8 protein-coding genes are annotated in these 17,218 nt (G+C 72.7%); 1 reads left to right on the forward strand and 7 read right to left on the reverse strand.

Features of this window, described 5'->3' with window-relative positions; all coding sequences use genetic code 11:
- Window positions 1-55 precede the first annotated feature (55 nt).
- Window positions 56-2,296 carry a glycoside hydrolase family 3 N-terminal domain-containing protein gene (locus V1227_RS11675; RefSeq protein WP_329792532.1) on the forward strand — a complete coding sequence of 747 codons (2,241 nt, stop codon included), beginning with the start codon at window positions 56-58 and terminating at the stop codon, window positions 2,294-2,296.
- Here V1227_RS11675 and V1227_RS11680 read toward each other — a convergent pair.
- Genes V1227_RS11680 through V1227_RS11710 form a run of 7 tightly spaced genes read right to left on the reverse strand, consistent with a single transcriptional unit; the run spans window position 2,274 to window position 16,909 of the window.
- Window positions 2,274-3,047: a hypothetical protein gene (locus V1227_RS11680; protein WP_329792533.1), complete on the reverse strand. Its 774-nt coding sequence runs from the start codon at window positions 3,045-3,047 to the stop codon at window positions 2,274-2,276. The genes V1227_RS11675 and V1227_RS11680 overlap by 23 nt on opposite strands.
- Window positions 3,044-4,786, reverse strand: a complete 1,743-nt coding sequence (locus V1227_RS11685) for a class I SAM-dependent methyltransferase (protein ID WP_329792534.1) — start codon at window positions 4,784-4,786, stop codon at window positions 3,044-3,046. The genes V1227_RS11680 and V1227_RS11685 overlap by 4 nt, the downstream gene beginning before the upstream one ends.
- Complete coding sequence (locus tag V1227_RS11690) at window positions 4,783-5,910, reverse strand: glycosyltransferase (RefSeq protein ID WP_329792535.1); 1,128 nt, start codon at window positions 5,908-5,910, stop codon at window positions 4,783-4,785. Before V1227_RS11690 ends, V1227_RS11685 begins: the two co-directional genes overlap by 4 nt.
- Entirely contained in the window at window positions 5,907-6,674 is a 768-nt protein-coding gene (locus tag V1227_RS11695; RefSeq protein WP_329792536.1) for an alpha/beta fold hydrolase, read from the reverse strand. Before V1227_RS11695 ends, V1227_RS11690 begins: the two co-directional genes overlap by 4 nt.
- Complete coding sequence (locus tag V1227_RS11700) at window positions 6,667-6,927, reverse strand: acyl carrier protein (protein ID WP_329792537.1); 261 nt, start codon at window positions 6,925-6,927, stop codon at window positions 6,667-6,669. The genes V1227_RS11695 and V1227_RS11700 overlap by 8 nt, the downstream gene beginning before the upstream one ends.
- On the reverse strand, window positions 6,927-10,592 hold the full coding sequence (locus V1227_RS11705) for a beta-ketoacyl synthase N-terminal-like domain-containing protein (RefSeq protein WP_329792538.1): 3,666 nt from the start codon (window positions 10,590-10,592) through the stop codon (window positions 6,927-6,929). Before V1227_RS11705 ends, V1227_RS11700 begins: the two co-directional genes overlap by 1 nt.
- Window positions 10,580-16,909 (reverse strand): SDR family oxidoreductase, encoded by a 6,330-nt coding sequence (locus V1227_RS11710; RefSeq protein ID WP_329792539.1) that lies wholly within the window; start codon window positions 16,907-16,909, stop codon window positions 10,580-10,582. The genes V1227_RS11705 and V1227_RS11710 overlap by 13 nt, the downstream gene beginning before the upstream one ends.
- Window positions 16,910-17,218 lie beyond the last annotated feature (309 nt).

Here is a 17,218-nt window from a genome sequence, read left to right on the forward strand (position 1 = left end):
ACTGTGAGAGCGCTCCCATAGACGCTGCCGCCGCACGAGCCCTCTCGGAGACCACATGGATCGCGACGACGTGCCCTACCTCGACGCCACGCTGCCGACCGCGGAGCGGGTCGCGGACCTGCTCGGCCGCATGACACTGGCCGAGAAGGTCGGCCAGATGATGCAGCTGGACTCGAGGGAGGACCTGGACGACCACGTGCTGCGCAAGCACGTCGGCTCGATCCTGCACACCTCGCCCGAGCGGGTGCTGCGCGCCCAGGACCTCACCACCCGGACGCGGCTGCGCATCCCGCTGCTGATCGCCGAGGACTGCATCCACGGCCACTCGTTCTACGAGGGCGCCACGATCTTCCCGACGCAGCTCGGCATGGCGGCGAGCTGGGACCCCGGGCTCGTCGAGCAGGTCGCCCGCGTCACCGCCGTCGAGGCCGCCGCGACCGGCGTGCACTGGACGTTCTCACCGGTGCTGTGCATCGCCCGCGACCTGCGCTGGGGCCGCGTGGACGAGACGTTCGGCGAGGACCCGGTGCTGATCGGCGAGCTCGCGGCCGCCATGGTCCGCGGCTACCAGGGCGACGGCCTCGCCGACGAGACGGCGATCCTCGCGACCGCCAAGCACTTCGCCGGGTACTCCGAGACCCAGGGCGGCCGGGACGCGAGCGAGGCGGACCTGTCGCGGCGCAAGCTGCGGTCGTGGTTCCTGCCGCCGTTCGAGCGGGTCGCCCGCGAGGGTTGCGCCACGTTCATGCTCGGCTACCAGTCCACCGACGGCGTGCCGATCACCGTCAACTCGTGGCTGCTCGACGAGGTGCTGCGCGGTGAGTGGGGGTACCAGGGCACCCTGATCACCGACTGGGACAACGTCGGCCGCATGGTCTGGGAGCAGAAGCTGCAGCCCGACTACATGCACGCCGCCGCGGCTGCCGTGAAGGCCGGCAACGACATGATCATGACGACGCCGCGGTTCTTCGAGGGCGCGCTGCAGGCCGTCGAGGAGGGCCTGCTGGCCGAGTCCGACCTCGACCGCGCCGTCACCCGCATCCTGACGCTGAAGTTCGACCTCGGCCTGTTCGAGAACCCGCGCAGGCCCGACGCCGAACGCCAGCGCACGATGATCAACCACGACGACCACGTGGCGCTGAACCTGCAGGTCGCACGGCGTTCGCTGGTGCTGCTGCGCAACGACGGCGTGCTGCCGTTCGCGAAGTCGAAGGGCAAGATCGCGGTGGTCGGCCCCCTCGCCGACGACGCGCAGACCCAGCTCGGCGACTGGGCGGGCTCGTCCGGCCAGGCCGACTGGCTGCCGAACGGCCACCCGCGCGAGATGATCACGACCGTCCTGGACGGCCTGCGCGAGCTGTCGTCGCAGGAGGTCACCTACGCGCGCGGCGCCGACATCCTCACGCTGGAGCCGGACCCCGAGGGCGACACGTTCCCGGACGGGCAGCCGCGCCCGAAGGTCGTGCGGCCCTGCGCGCCCGACGCCGCGCTGATCGCCGAGGCCGTCGCGGCCGCGCGGGACGCGGACTACGTCGTGGCCGTCGTCGGCGACCAGATCGAACTGGTCGGCGAAGGCCGCTCCACCGCCACGCTGGACCTGATCGGGGGCCAGATCGCGCTGCTCGACGCGCTCGCCGAGACCGGCACGCCGCTCGTCGTGGTGCTGCTCGCGTCGAAGCCGCTGGTCCTGCCCGCGTCGGCGCGCAACGCCGCGGCGCTGCTGTGGGTCGCGAACCCCGGCATGCAGGGCGGCCGCGCGATCGCCGAGGTGCTGCACGGGCTGGTCGAGCCCAGCGGCCGCCTGCCGATCTCGTTCGCCGCGCACGCCGGCCAGCAGCCGACGTACTACAACCAGATCCGCGGCCAGCACGGCACGCGCTACGCCGACCTGACGCAGGAGCCGGCGTTCGCGTTCGGCGAGGGCCTGTCGTACACGACGGTCGAGTACGGCGATCTGCTGGTGGAGACGGCGGTGCTGCGCCCGGACGAGACCGTCAAGGCGTGCATCGAGCTCACGAACACCGGGTCACGGCCGTCGCGGGAGACCGTGCAGGTCTACGTCAGCGACGCCGTCACGTCGGTGAGCTGGGCGGACAAGGAGCTGAAGACGTTCAAGCAGGTCGACGTCGAGCCCGGTCAGACGGTGAAGGTGGACCTGGAGCTCCCCGTGGCCGCGTGCACGATCGTCGACGCGGCGGGCAACCGGGTGGTCGAGCCCGGCGAGTTCGTCCTGCTGGTGGGCCCGAACTCCAAGAACCTGCGCCGCGCCGAGTTCACCGTGAAGCCGCTGTGTTGAAGGGACCGGGAACGATCGTGAGGTAGCGGGGAGGGACCTCCACCGCCTCCGTGATCGCCTTCTTGACCGCCGGGACCAGGTCCGCGTCGACGAGTGCGACAGCGGGCCTGCCCGGCGGGTCGATCAGCGTGCTCGCCCCTCGCGCGCCGGCCAGGAGAGCGGTCCGCACCACGGCGTCCTGCTCCGGGTCCGGGTCCTGGGCCCGGTGGTACGCCGTCAGAGCGGCGCCCAGGTCGCCGAGGTCCGCGGTGAACGGCCGTTCCCGCTGGGGTTCCCCGCGCCTGATCCTGGTGTCGACGACGAGCAGCCGTTGCCCCGGCAGGTCGAGCGCTGCCGCGCGGGGTTCTTCGAACGGCGCGCCCGCGAGGTCGCGCAGTGCCAGCCCCACCGCGGTCCTCAGGGCCTCGGCGGCGGACAGTCCACTCCCCTGCGGCAGGTCCACGCTGCACATCAGCGTGGCGCCGCCGGTGGCGTCCACCCCCGCAGCCCACGCCGGGACGTCGCCGGACGGCAGCAGGGCGCGTTCGACCGGCCGGTTCACCGACACGAGCTCGAGCAGGCCGTCGTCCCGCCCGTCCCCCGCCACGATCGCACCCCACTTGGCGGGCACCTTCACCGCGCCGCCGAGCAGGTTCAGCACCCCCGGTGCGTACCAGACGCCCCGGGCGGGCCTGCCGAACGTGCGCCGGAACGCGTGCGGCACCAGCCTGAGCTCCGGCGCCAGTTCGGGCCTGTCCGCGAGGTCCGTCATACCCGCGGGGTCTTCCGCGCGAGCAGCCGGTAGGCGTTGCCGTTGCCGGTGCGGTGGGCCAGGAACCGGTTCACCGTCTGGTCCAGCAGCATCGCGGCGAAGAACGCCGGGATGCCGAACGTCCACACCAGGAAGCTGCGGGTCCGGCGCAGCCGCACCGCCTCCGGACGCCACGGCGCCGGCGTGCGCGGTGCCCTGTCGCCGAGCCACAGCAGCAACGCGAGCGTGAAGTCGTTGCAGAGGTGGGCTTCCTTGCGCTCGGTGGCCACAGTGGTCAGTCCTCGTTCGGCGAGCGTCTTCTCGAGGTTGCCGATCGGCATCATGTGCTGGTGCTGCGGCTGGAACCACGGCATCCAGTACTGCCCGAAGAGCCTGCCCAGCCGCCATTCCGGGTCCGGCAGCTCGATCAGCAGGTAGCCGCCGTCGGGCAGCACGTCCGCCGCGATGTCGAGCTCCTCCCACGGATCGCGCACGTGCTCCAGGTAGTGGTGCATGCTGATCACGTCGTAGCGGCCTTTGAGCTCGCCCGCGAAGTCCTTGAAGCTGCCGCGGTAGGCGTTCTCGATCCGGCCGAGGCGGGCCGCGTCCTCGATGGCCGCGCCCTGGTCGAGCCCGTCGAAGCTCGTGCCGGGCAGCACCTCCTTGGCCCCCAGGCAGAAGTGCGCGTGCCCGGAGCCGACGTCGAGCCACCGCCCGGGTCGCACGAACGGCTCCACCATGCGCGCCCGGCCGTAGTACGGCTCGGTCTTGCCGGAGAACACCGCCTCCGCCGACGTCTCGCCGAGGCCGTCGTAGAAGTCGCGGTAGTAGAAGCCCAGGCCCTCCTCGGTCAGCCGCGGGTTCTGCCAGACGTGTCCACATCGGACACAGCGGTCCATGGTGAACGTGCCGGGCTTGCGCTGCACCAGATCGTGCGCGGTCACCCAGCGGCGCAGCTCGGTGCCGCCGCACGAGGGGCAGTTCTCGCGCCGCGACTCGTGGAAGTTCCGGTCGCGGTTCTGCTCGTACCAGGGCGCGGCCTGCTCGAGGTGCGCGGCCTGCCGCTTCTCCGCCGTGGACTTCCTGCCGCCCGCCGTCTTGAACCACAGGTAGGGCGTGCGCAGGACCCGCGGCACCCACAGGTCGCGTGGCCGCAGCGGCGTGCCGGCGAACACCAGGAGGGGGTGCGCCGAGTAGGCGGCCAGCGCGACGAGACCCCACCGCCAGTCGGTGACCAGGGCGCCGAGCACGGCCGCGTAGCCGATGACCGAGCCCGCGATCCACAGCGACGGCCTCTTGCCGATCTGCCGCAACGTCGCCGCGCGGCAGCCGAGGTCGTACGGCCCGGCCTCCAGCCCCGGCGCGACCGCGATGTCGACCTCCGCGTGCACGTGGTCCTTGACCCGCCGCACGTACGCGACGAACTCCGTCGGGTCGTCGGGGTTCACGTCCTCCCGGTACTTCTCACGCACCAGCACGGCCTGCGACGCACTGATCCCGCGCGCCCACCGGTCCTCGCGGTACCTGCCGGGGTCGACGGCGCCGAGCAGGTCGAGCGCCGCGACCACCGGCAGGTCGCGGGGCACGAGGTCGACCAGGTCGTCGTCGGTCGCCCACGAGCCCTCCGGGTGCACCCCGGTGGCGGTGAGCAGGGTGTGCTCGCCCGCTCCCCGGGAGAGCACCCGCAGCTTGGACGCGCGGGCTCGCAGGCGCACCACGTCCAGCAGGACGACCAGCACCACCACCACGCTGAGGATCACCCGGCCACCACCTTCTCGAGTCGGTCGGCCGCGGCCGCCGCGCCGCCCGCCGCCAGGAACGATTCGCGCACCGACCCGGCGGCGGCCGCGTACTCCGGCTCGTCCAGCACGGACCGCAGTGCGCTGCGGATGTCCGCCGCCCGTGCCCGCGAGTAGGTCAGCCGGACGCCCGCTCCGGCCGCGACGACCTGGGCGGCGACGGTCGGCTGGTCGTCGCGGATCGGGGCCACGACGAGCGGGAGCCCGTGGGCGAGCGCTTCGCAGACCGTGTTGTGGCCGCCGTGGGTGACGACCGCGTCGAGGTGCGGCAGGAGGGCGAGCTGCGGGACGGACGGGACCACGAGGACGTTCTCCGGGGCGGGCCTCGGCGGCGCGACCACCACGGCCTGCAGGTCCAGTCCCGCGACAGCGTCCAGCGCCTGGTCCACGAAGCGCTCGCCGGCGGGCCCGTTCAGCGTTCCCAGCGAGATCAGGAACCGCCGTCCACCGGCCAGCCGTTCCCACGGGAAGCCCACCCGTTCGACCCGGTGCGCCAGGGCGGGACCGACGAACGCCACCTCGTCGCCGAACTCCCCCGCCACCAACGCCTTCGAGCTGTAGACCAGCACCAGCTCCTCGGAGAAGCGGACGTCCCCGCCCGCGAAGCCGTGCAGCAGGCCCCGCACCCAGGCGTCGACCTTCGGCATCGTCCTGAGCGGGTTGACCAGCTCGGCGGACGTGCTCGCCGACGTCGCCCACGGCAGCCCGGCGCCCCTCGCCACCACCGGCCCGGCCAACGCCTGCTGGTCAGCCACGACGACGTCCGGCCGGAACGCGCGCACCGCCGTCTCCACGCCGGGCACCATCGAGTGCCCCAGCGGGATCAGGAACTCCTCCCAGAAGAACTTGAGCACCGCCATCCCGCGCAACGCGAGCCAGCGCTCCCGTTTCGCGCGGATGCCGGCTTCCAGGACGTCGTCGATGGCCGGGAAGGTCCTCGCCCCGTCCGGGAGCAACGGCGCGAGCGTGCCGGGGTGCCCGACCCACGCGACCTCGTGCCCGCGTGCGAGCAGCTCACCGCCCACCGAGGCGGTCGGGTTGACGTGGCCGGTCAGCGGCGGCACCACGAAGAGGAACCGGCTCATGACGGCAACCAGTCCAGCAGCACGTCGAGCAGCTCGGCGGTGGCCTCGCGCAGCACCGTGTGCCCCAGGCCGGGCACGACGTGCAGCCGGGCCGACGGGATCCGCTCGCACAGCTCCGCAGCGGCGCCGACCAGCTCGGACTCGGCGCCGTAGACGCCGAGCACCGGGCACCGCACCCGCGTGAGGTCGAGCTTCGCGCCGCAGCCGAGGTCGTCGATCAGCGTGGTGCCGTTGAGCAGGGCATCGGCGTTCACGGCGAGCTTCGCGATCTTGCGCTGCCCCAGCGCCATCAGCTGGTCCTGCGTGCGGTCGAACTCCAGGCCCAGCGCCGCGACGGTCAGCGTGTTCGTGATGTCCTCGAACCACGCGTCGCCGACCACTCCCCCGGCCGCCGACTCGACGAGCACGACGCCGCCGACGCGTTCGGGCGCCCGGACCGCCGCGTGCATCGCGACGACGCCGCCGTAGCTGTTGCCCAGCAGGAAGACCGGCTCGGTCACGCCGATCCCGTCGAGCACGGCCACGAGGTCCAGCGCGCTCTCCTCCGGCGTGTACCCGGACGGCGGCCGCTCGGACAAGCCGTGCCCGCGCAGGTCGAACAGCACGGTGCCGAACCCGGCCCGGGCCAGCGGAGCGGCGAGCGTGTAGTAGAAGCTCGACAGGTTGTCCATCACCAGGCCGTGGACGAACACCACGGTCGGCGCGTCCTGGGGCCCGAGCCGTTGCACGTGGAAGCGCAGCCCTCGGGCGTGGACGTCAGACACGGGCCGTGATGTGGTCGACGAGGCGGCCGACGGACATCGCCATGATCTCGTCGATGTCCATGTCCGCCAGGAACGCCACGAGGTCGACGCCGTAGTGGGCGTGGAGCTTGTCCGCCAGCGCCACGAACTCGATCGACTCCAGGCCCAGGTCGTCGCTGAACGTGGTGTCGCGGGTGATCTCCACGCCCAGCAGGAAGTCCGGCCCGACCACCTCGGTGATCAGCTTGGCGACCTGCTGCAGCACCTCGTCCATCACTTCTCCGTTCGCACTCGGGCGGCGGCTCGCCCTGGTTCGGATGTCACGTCGGTGTGCGGGACGGCGAAGGCCCCGCGGACCCGCGTGTCCGCGCCGACGGTCAGCTCCGCCGGGTAGACCGGCCCGGCCCCGCGGTCCCAGAGCCAGGCGCGCACGGCGTCTTTCAACGCGATGACGCGCAGCAGCCAGTCGCGCTGGGCCGGCACGTCCAGTCCGCCGTAGTGCAGCCGTTCGGCGGAGTTCAGGTAGCGGCGCATGATCAGGTCGCGCGTCGCGCTGTCGGACCAGTTCTCGGCGACCCGCAGCCACTCACCGTCCCGTGTGGACAGCATCTCGGTGCCGGGCCGGAGCTTGACCTGCCAGATCCGGTCGTCGGTGGTGAACCGGCGGGTGGTCCAGCCGGTGATGCGGCACCACAGCTCCCCGTCCACCCGCAGCTCGGCGTCGGCGGTCATCGTCTGGGCGGTGACCTCGCGGATCCACGCGGTGCAGTGGACGTCGCCGGCCGGCGCCGGGCCGTGGAAGACGACCTGCTCGATGCCGGTCGGCAGCACGGTCTGGTCCTCGGTGCGGCAGACCTGCATCCAGTGGCCGATCAGCTGCCCGGCGCTGTCGAGCAGCGCACCGGGAGCGGGCAACGGCGTCAGCACCCCCGAGATCCCGTTGTCCGCCAGGCACTCGATCTCCTTGACCCCCGCGAACGCCGGACCGTGGAACATCCAGTTGTCCCGGTACAGCTCGGCGGCCGTCACCGGGGCGTCGCGGACGCCTTCGAGTCGCCTGCCGACCGGCTGGGGTGTCCGCGGTGCGGTCAGCACGACACCTTCGGCGTAGTCGCCGACCTTCACCAGCACGCGGCCGGGTCCTTCCACCCCGGCCGAGATCTTCACCGTCGTCGCGGGCAGCGCCGTGAGCCAGCGCTTGGCCCTGACCCGCGCGAAGCCGTGCACGGTGCCGCCGGTGAGCCGGCGGGCGGCGTCGGCGAAGACCTCGAGCAGCCCGGTCGCGGGCACGATCGGGAACCCGTCGGCGAGGTCGGGCCAGCCGGGCGCCTGCGGGAACACCGAGTGGTCCACGAGCTCGGGCATGGTCCGCAGCGAGAACTCGCGGGTGAAGCCGGCCTCGTTCGGCCTGAGCGCGCTGACGACCTCGCGGGCGACGGCGGTGGTGTGGGCGAGGAGCTTGTTCACGGCCGCGGACATCGGGCTGTCGTCGGCCACGGCAACGGGTTCGGTGCCGAGCGGGTCGAGGTGGATCTTCGGCGTTCCGAGCCGCAGCTTGACCCTGTGCGCGGTGCCGCGCTTGAGCCCGAACGCCCACAGCGCTTCCGGTGCGATGTCGGCGTTCACGGCGAGGTGCGGCCTGTCGTGCAGCGTGTCGCCGACGAAGCCCGGCAGGCTGCCCTGTCCGATCTGGACGAACGCGCGGAATCCACCGCCATGCAGCTTCTCCAGCAGCGGGCGGAAGCGGACCGGCTCGACGAGGTGCCGCAGGACCAGGTCGCGCACCTCCGCGGCGGCCATCGGTTCGAGGGAGTTCGCCGACCACACCGGGATGTCCGGGGTGCGGACCGGCAGGCTGTCGAGCATCTCCCCGGCGCGCCCGAGGTACGGGGCCAGGGCCGGGGTGTGGAAGCCGGTGCGGAACGGCATCAGCTGCGCCATGACGCCGTGGGCCTTGAGGGTGGCGAGGACTTCTTCGAGCCGGTCGAGCGGTCCGCAGATCACCGACTGGTGCGGGCAGTTGTCGTGGCTGAGCGTGACGCCGTCGGCGAGGTGCCGCTCGGCGACGTCCGCGGAGCAGCCCAGTGCGGCGTAGGCGATGTCGACGACCGCGACCGCGCCGGGTCCGAGCGCGGCGACGAACTCGTCGATCGTCGGGTAGATGCCGCCGACGACCATCGCGGTCCACTCGCCCATGCTGTGCCCGGCGAGCGCGCCGGGGGTGATGCCGAGCGCCATCAGCTCGCGGGCTTCGCGCCTGCCGTCCCGGAGGAGCCCGACGGCGTGGTCGACGACCTCGCCGGTGAACTCGCGCTCGAAGCCGGGGAACAGGAACGCGACCTGGTCGGTGCTCGTCAGCAGCGGCTCGGGCGAGAACCAGATGTCGTGCCTGCCGGGCCACGCCTTGCCCTGTGCCAGGACGCGTTCGGCGAGCTCGAGCTTGCGCTCGTCCGGGTTGCCGACGGTGAGCCGGAACGCCCTGTCGGCGTGGGAGGTGCGCCGGTCCCTGAGCGCTTCGGCCAGCGCCTCGGCGGTGTCGGCGGCGAAGGTCATGACCGGCTTGCGGGGCTTCGCGATCGTGTGGCCGTCCAGGACGGCGTGCGCGTTGATGCCGCCGAACCCGAAGGCGTTGACGACCGCGCGGTGCCGCCCGGCCCACTCGCGGGCCTCCCGGACCGGCGTGAACCTGGTGTCCCGCAACGCGGGGTGCGGGTTGTCGACGTGCAGGGTCGGCGGCAGGGTGTTGTGGTGCAGGGCGAGCGCGGCCTTGATCAGCCCGGCCATGCCGGCGGCGGGCATGGCGTGGCCGATCATCGACTTGACCGTGCCGATGCCGATCTCGTCGCCGTGCCCGCCGAACGCGTTGATCATCGTCCGCAGCTCGGCGGCGTCCCCGGCGGGCGTGGCGGTGCCGTGGGCCTCGATCAGCCCCGGCGGGTTCTCGCGGGGGTCGAGGCCCGCGTCGGCCCACGCCCGTCGCACCGTGAGGAGCTGGCCCTCGGGGTTGGGCGTCATCATGCTCGTCGCGCGGCCGTCGCTCGCGGTGCCGATGCCGCGGATCACCGCGTAGACGCGTTCGTCGCCGACGTCCTCCAGCCGCTTGAGCACGACCATGCCCACGCCCTCGGACAGCAGCGTGCCGTCCGCGCTCTCGTCGAACGGCCGGATGCGCTCGGTCGGGCTGAGCGCGCGGAGCTGGGTGAAGACGCTCCACAGCGTCGGGTGGTGGCAGACGTGGACGGCGCCGGCCAGCATGGCGTCCGCGCGGCCCTCCTGGAGTGCGCGGACGGCGTGCTCGACGGCGACCAGCCCGGACGCGCACGCGGCGTCGACCGTGTACGCGGTGCCCTGGAGGTCGAAGCGGTTGGCGATCCGCGACGCCGCGAGGTTCGGCACGAGACCGATCGACGACTCCGGCTGCTCCGGCCCCATGCGGTCGCGGATGGCCCGGCGGACCGCGTCGAGCTCCGCGCCCGCCAGGTTCGGGAAGAGGTCCCCGACCACCGACACGACCTCGTCGGCGAGCCGCACCCGCTGGTCGAGCCGTGCACAGCCGGGCGTGAGGTAGCCGCCGCGCCCGACGACCACGCCGACGCGGTCGCGTGCGGGCAGCGCCGCCTCCCCACCGGCGTCCGCGATGGCCTCCGCGGCCGTGGCGAGGGCGAGCAGCTGGTCCGGCTCTGCTCCGTCCACAGTGGACGGCATGATGCCGAACCGCGTCGGGTCGAACTCCGCGAGGTCGTCGACGAACCCGCCCCTGCGGCAGTAGAACCGGTCGCCGCCGGTGCCGCCCCGGTCGTAGTAGGTGGCCGGGTCCCAGCGCCCCGGCGGGATCTGCCCGACGGCGTCGACGCCACCCGCGATGTTGCGCCAGAACGTCGCCGCGTCGGGGGCGCCGGGGAAGACGGCGCCGATCCCGACGATCGCTACGCCTCCCATCGGTAAACCACCTGCACGTCCTCACCGCCGGCGATCTCGTTCAGCAGCGCGTCCACACCCCGCTCGGGCTCGATCAGCGGGATGCCGCGGCACACGTACTCCCCGGCCAGCCCGACGGCCATGCCCGCACCGGCCCAGGGACCCCAGTCGACGGCGACGACCCGGCGCTGCGCACCCCAGAACCGCGCCATCCGGTCGAGGGCGTCGTTCGCGGCCGAGTAGTCGGCCTGACCGCGGTTGCCGAACACGCCGCTGACGCTGCCGAACAACACGAGGAAGCCGTCTTCGAACGCCTTGGCGCCGTTGACCTTCGTGGCCCAGACGCGGTCGAACGACTCCTGGGTCTTGTCCTCGATCAGCTTGTCGTCGAGCACCCCGGCGCCGTGGACCACGCCGTCGAGGCGGCCGAACCGGGCCTTGACGTCGTCGACGACCCTGGCCACGGCGTCGGCGTCGGTCACGTCGCACTCGTGGTACCGGACGCTCGACGCGGTGGTCCTGAGGCGTTCAAGGGTGGTGCGGACCTCGCGTTCGGCCAGGACCCTGCGCGCCTTGGCCGGGACGTCGTCCCTCTCCCCTTGCTCGAACAGGGCCTTGACGAGCTCGGCCTCGGTGGTGGCGTGGCTGAGCCGGTGGTCCTCGGGCGCGATCGGGGTCCGGCCGAGGAGCTCGACGTGGCACCCGGTGCGTTCGGTGAGTGCCTGCGCCGCGAGGGCGGTGATGCCGCGGGCACCGCCGGTCAGCAGCACCACGCTGTCGGCGTCGAGGCCGAGGGGCTTCGCCTCGAGGTCCTGTTCGACCGCCTCGACGACCTGGCGCCTCCCGGCGTGGTACCCGACGACCGCCGGGCCGGGCCCGATTTCGGCGAGCAGCGCGGTGGCGATGTCGCGGTGGCTCTCCTTGGGGTTGACGTCGACCGAGCGCACGACGAGGTCCGGGTACTCGAGCGCGGCGGTGCGCACCAGCCCGTGCAGGCCGATGTCGGCCGGCAGTTCGTCGGGCTGGTGGTCGAAGCCGAACGTGCCGCCGCCCGTGGTGACGACGAGCAGGTTCACGCCGTTCGTCACGCAGGCCTTGACCTCGCTGAAAGCCTCCGGCAGCCGCGCGCCGAGCCTCACCACGACGTCGACGCCCCGCAGGTCCGCCGGGAAGGCCGGTTCGACGCGGGGGCGGGCGGTGTGGCGTTCGAGGAGGTCGGCGAGCTCGAGCCCGATGCCGTTGTCGTCGATGATCAGGACGGCGGTGCCGGTGAGGTCGGTGGGGGCGGCCGGGTCGACGGGGACCACCCGGGGAACGAGCCGGACCAGGCGTCCTGGGGGCTGCGCGGGGGGCGGAGAGTCAGGGGTTGCGGCTTGTGCGGTGAGCGCCCGTGGCGAGGTGGTCTCTTCACCGGAGGTCTCGCCGAACCACGCGACGATCCCGTCGATGGTCTTGAGCTGCGCCAGCTCGTCCACCGCGCCGGTCGCACCCAGCTCGGCCACCAGCTCGCCGACGATCTCGGTCCGCTTGATCGAGTCGATCGACAGGTCCGCTTCCAGGTCCAGCCCCGGCTGCAGCATCTCCACCGGATAACCCGTGCGCGTGCTGATCGTCCGCAGCACGACCGTCGCCACGTCCTCCCGCGGCGCGGCACCGGCCTGCGAGACAGTCCCGGCCGGAGCGACGACGCCGTCGGGCACCGCCTCGACCACCTGCCGCACCGCCGGTACGTTCCCCGGCACGGAAGCGGGCGCGGTGCCGAGGTAGCTCAGCAGCACGTCCCGCTGAGCGCTGACCGCGTCCCGCATCCCGTCCAGGAACTTCTCGACGATCTCGTCACGCCCCACCCCCGGCCCGACCCCCACCACGGGCATCTCGGTCGCCGGTCGGAGACCACCGGGCAGTGCGTCGCCGTTCGCGTCGCGCACGAGTCCTCCATCCACGTACCAGGACGCCCGTCGCGGCACGGTCGTCGCCGGTTCGGCCCTGTCCTCGAACAGCGGTGCGGTGTCCACCTCGACACCGGCGACCGCCAGTGCCGCCAGCGTGCGCAGGAAGGTCACGTGGCCGTCGCAGCGCAGGGCGGTGTGCGGGCGGTCGCCGAGGGTCTTGGCGACCAGCGAGCCGAGCACGCCGCCGGGGCCCGCCTCGACGAAGATCCGCGCGCCCGCGGCGTACATCGACTCGATCTGCTCGACGAAGCGCACGCGCCCGCAGAGCTGGGCGGACAGTCCGTCGAGCACGTCCACGTGCGGCGCGGCGGACACGTTCGACCACACCGGGAACCTCAGGGAGCCCCAGGACACGCGTCGGAGACGGGCGGCGAAGCGGTCGCGGGCGCCGGCCATCAGCGGGCTGTGGAACGCGGCGGCGACGGGGATGTCCTTCACGACGAACCCGGCGCCCGCCATCACCTCGGCCGCACGACGCACAGCCTGCGTGGTACCGGAGATCACGACCTGCGCGGGCGCGTTGTGGTTGGCCACCACGACGTCCGCGGGCAGCAGGGCCTCGACCTCGTCGAGCGGGGCGGACACCGCCGCCATCGTGCCGGGGTCCTCCCCCACGGCCTCCAGCATCGCCTCGGCGCGGGCGGCGCTGAGCTCCAGCAGTTCGGAGGCGTCGAACGCGCCCGCGGCCGACAGCGCGACCAGCTCGCCGTAGCTGTGGCCACCGGCCAGGTCCGGGCGCACGCCGACGGAGTCCAGCAGCGCGGTGACCATGAGCCCGGCGATGCCGAGCGCCGGCTGGGCGTTGCGGGTGTCGGTGATCTCGGCGCGCTGGCGGGCGACGTCCTCGGCGGTCAGCGCGCCCGGCGGGTACATGACCCGCTCGTAGCGCGCGTCGAGGAAGTCCTGCAGCCGCGGGAAGGCCGTGACGAGGTCGAGCAGCATGCCCGGCCGCTGGCTGCCCTGGCCGGGGTACAGGAACGCGATCTTCGGCCGCTCCCCCGTGCGCAACGACACCACGTCCGACGCGCGCCAGGCCTCGACGTCGGACAAAGCGCGGCGGAGCGACGCGTGATCGCTGACCACGAACGCCGCCTGCACCGTGCCCGAGCCGCACGCCGCCGCCAGCGAACGCAACGGGGTGCGGTCGTCGACCAGAGCCGAGAGGCGAGCGGCTTCCCGTTGTGCCGCGGCGGGATCGGAGCCGCGGACCAGGAACAGCTCGGCGGGCCACGCGGTCAGGCCGTGCCACGGCTCGTCGGCACCGGTGTAGCCGGCCAGGACGGTGTGGAAGTTCGTGCCGCCGAAGCCGAACGCGCTGACGCCCGCGACCCGGTTGCTGCTCGCCCACGTGCGGTGGCCGAACGCGAACGGACTGGTCGCCGCGTCCCAGAAGGCGTTGGGCTGCTTGACGTGCAGCGTGCCGGGCCGGACTCCGGTGTGCACGGCCAGAGCCGCCTTGATCACGCCCGCGAGCCCGGCAGCGCACTTGGTGTGGCCGATCTGCGACTTGACCGAGCCGATCGTGCACGTGCCGGGCTCGACGCCCGCGAACATCTCCGTCAGCGACCTGAGCTCGGTGCGGTCGCCCACCACGGTCCCGGTGCCGTGCGCCTCGACCAGGCCGACCTCGGTGACCGGCACCCCGGCGGAGGCGTAGGCGCGGCGCAGGGCCCGTTGCTGGCCTTCGGGACGGGGTGCGGTGAGGCCCATCGACCGGCCGTCGCTGGACGCGCCGATGCCCTTGACCACGGCGTAGATCCGGTCGCCGTCGCGTTCGGCGTCGGCGAGGCGCTTCAGCACGACCGCGGCCACGCCCTCCCCCAGCGCGATGCCGTCGGCCGCCGAGTCGAACGTGGCGCAGCGGCCACGGGCGGACAACGCCTTCACGGAGGCGAACATCTGGTAGTCGTGCGCGCTGTTGTGCAGGTCCACCGCGCCGCACAGGACCATGTCGCTGGTGCCGCCGACGAGTTCCTTGCACGCCACGTCGAGCGCGGCGAGGCTGGACGCGCAGGCGGCGTCGACGGTGTAGTTCGCGCCACCGAGGTCGAGGCGGTTCGCGACGCGGCCCGCGATCACGTTGCCGAGCACGCCGGGGAACGAGTCCTCGGTGAGCGCGGGCAGGTGGTCGTCCAGGCCGCGGATCCCCAGCGCGGGCAACGCGGTGCGCACGGTGTAGGCGTTCGCGAGGTCGGCTCCGGCCTCGGCGCCGAAGATCACCGACGTGCGCTCGCGGTCGAACACGCGGGTGGCGTAGCCCGCGTCCTCGAGCGCCTTGGCCGACACCTCCAGCGCCAGCAGCTGCGCGGGTTCGATGGACGTCAGCGAGGCGGGCGGGATGCCGTAGGCGAGCGGGTCGAACGCCGTGCGCGGCAGGAAACCGCCTTTGGTGAACGGGCTCCCGTAGCGTTCGGGCGACCAGCGCTCCGGCGGGACCTCGGTGATGGAATCGGTGCCCGCCAGGACGTTCGCCCAGAACTCGGCGACGTCGCGGGCGCCCGGCATGATCGCGGCCATGCCGACGATGGCGACGTCCAGCGGCGCCGAGCCGGTCGGCTCCTCGTCCGTCCCGGGGAGCACGCCGGAGACGATGTCCTCGTGCAGCCGGGCGATCGTGGTGCGCTCGGACCGCAGCGTCGCGACCTGGCCGATCATGAACATGCCCTCGCGGCGCTGCTCGTCCTCGCCGGCCTGCCGGAGCCCGTCGTCGTCTCGGACGAGGCCGCGGCTCGCGAGGCGCAGTCGGCCGAGGTTGAGCTGTTCGAGCCGCTCCCAGCTCTCCTGCTTCGACAGGCCCGACACCTCGGCCCGCGCGCGTTCGAAGGTGTCCACATAGGACGTCTGCGCGCAGCGGACCGCGTGGCCGGGCGAGGTCTCCAGCAGCGCGGTGTCCTCGCACTCCAGCGCGACCTGCTGGAAGACCGGCTGGATCGCGCCGTGCGTGACGGCTTCCTCGGTGAACAGGTAGGCCGTGCCGACCAGGACGCCCACGGCCGCACCCCGTGCCGCGATCGGCGCGGTCATGGCGGAGATCATCGCGGCCGAGCGGGCGTCGTGGATCCCACCGGCGAACAACGCGACGACGTCGGCCTCCCGGCCGCGCAGCACGTCGATCTGCTGCTGCCACAGGGTGAAGCCGGACCGCGGACCGGTGTGCCCGCCGCACTCCGAGCCCTCGAAGACGAACTTGCGCGCGCCCTCGTCGAGGAACCGCCGCAGCAGGGCGGGGGACGGCACGTGCAGGAACGCCTCGATGCCGGCGTCCTCCAGTTCACGGGCCTGCGTGGGCGTGCCGCCGGCGACGATCGCGTACTTCGGCCGCACCGCCAGCACGGCCTCCATCTGCCGCGCCCGCAGTTCCGGCGGCGCGAAGCCGAGCAGGCCGACGCCCCACGGCCGGTCGCCGAGCCTCGCGGCGGTGTCCTCCAGCAGCGTGCGGACGGCCGGACCCTCCATCAAGGCGAGCGCGAGGAACGGCAGCGCACCGCCTTCGGCGACGGCGGCGGCGAACGCCGGTTGGTCGCTGACGCGGGTCATCGGGCCCTGTGCGATCGGGTAGCGCAGGCCGGGGACGCGGTCGCAGAACGGTCCGGCGGGCCGGATCGGGCGGCGCTCACCCGCCAGGGTGAGATTCTCGCGAATCCCGCGCACAATCGCGCCCACGACACCACCGACGGTGCCGTACGAGCTACGGTAGAAATCGGCCAAGCAACCTTCTTGGCCGATTTCGAGCGCGTTTTGACGAACATGCACCCGCACCCCGTCGATCACGACGGTGTCGGCGCCGTCCATCATCCGGATCGCGTTGACAAATTCGCCGGAAATGTGTTTTCGAGCTTCCGCGACGAGCGCGAGCTGCCCTTCCAGCACCACTCCGCGAGCACCGCCGGCGACGGCCGCGGCAGCCGTGTCGGGGCCGATCGACCCGGCCGCCCAGACCGGCAGATCGGTCAGCGCGAGCACCTGCTGGAGCAGCACGAACGCAGGAGAACCACCCGCTCGGCCGCCGGACTCGGCACCCTTGGCGATCAGTCCGGTGGCCCCGTACTCGGTCGCCGCAACGGCCTCCGCCACCGAGGTGACCACCACCAGGACGCGGCGTTCACCCAGCTCAGCGCGCTCGGGCCGGTGCCGGGCGAGATCAACCACCACCGTGTCGACGGCCTCGGGCAGCGGCACTGCCAGCGGTCCGTGCAGCCTGACGCCGAACGCGTGCGGGTGCCGCGCACAGACGCGGTCGAGGTCGGCGGCAGCCTGGGGCCCGAGGTCGAGCACACCGAGCCCGCCCGCTCGTTCGGCGGCGACCACGAGGGCCGGGTTGGGCGTGCCGAAGGGACTCAGGCACAGCACCCGTTCACGATCCGACAGCATGTTCACTGCGCTCACTTCCTCACCCGGCAGGGGTGGGGAGAAAGGAATTCAGCTAGGGTTCCTACTGACCGGTACGGTGACAACGCGCTCACCGTACGCACAAACCCGAGGCGGCGTCGAGAGGGTGCTGAAACTTTCTCACGTACGTAACCTGACGAATGGATCCGGATGGCGGGGCGCCTTACTCCGGTTCGCGGCTAGCGCGATGTGCTATGGCCGCGGGAGCACTTCCGCGACGTCCACCCGGACAGACACCGCCCGTTCACCACGATCAGCGGGCGTCTCCGCGTGGTCGGAGTCGATCCGCACCAACCGAGCGCTTGG

It is taken from the genome of Lentzea sp. DG1S-22 (genome assembly GCF_036321065.1).
Lineage (GTDB): Bacteria > Actinomycetota > Actinomycetes > Mycobacteriales > Pseudonocardiaceae > Lentzea > Lentzea jiangxiensis.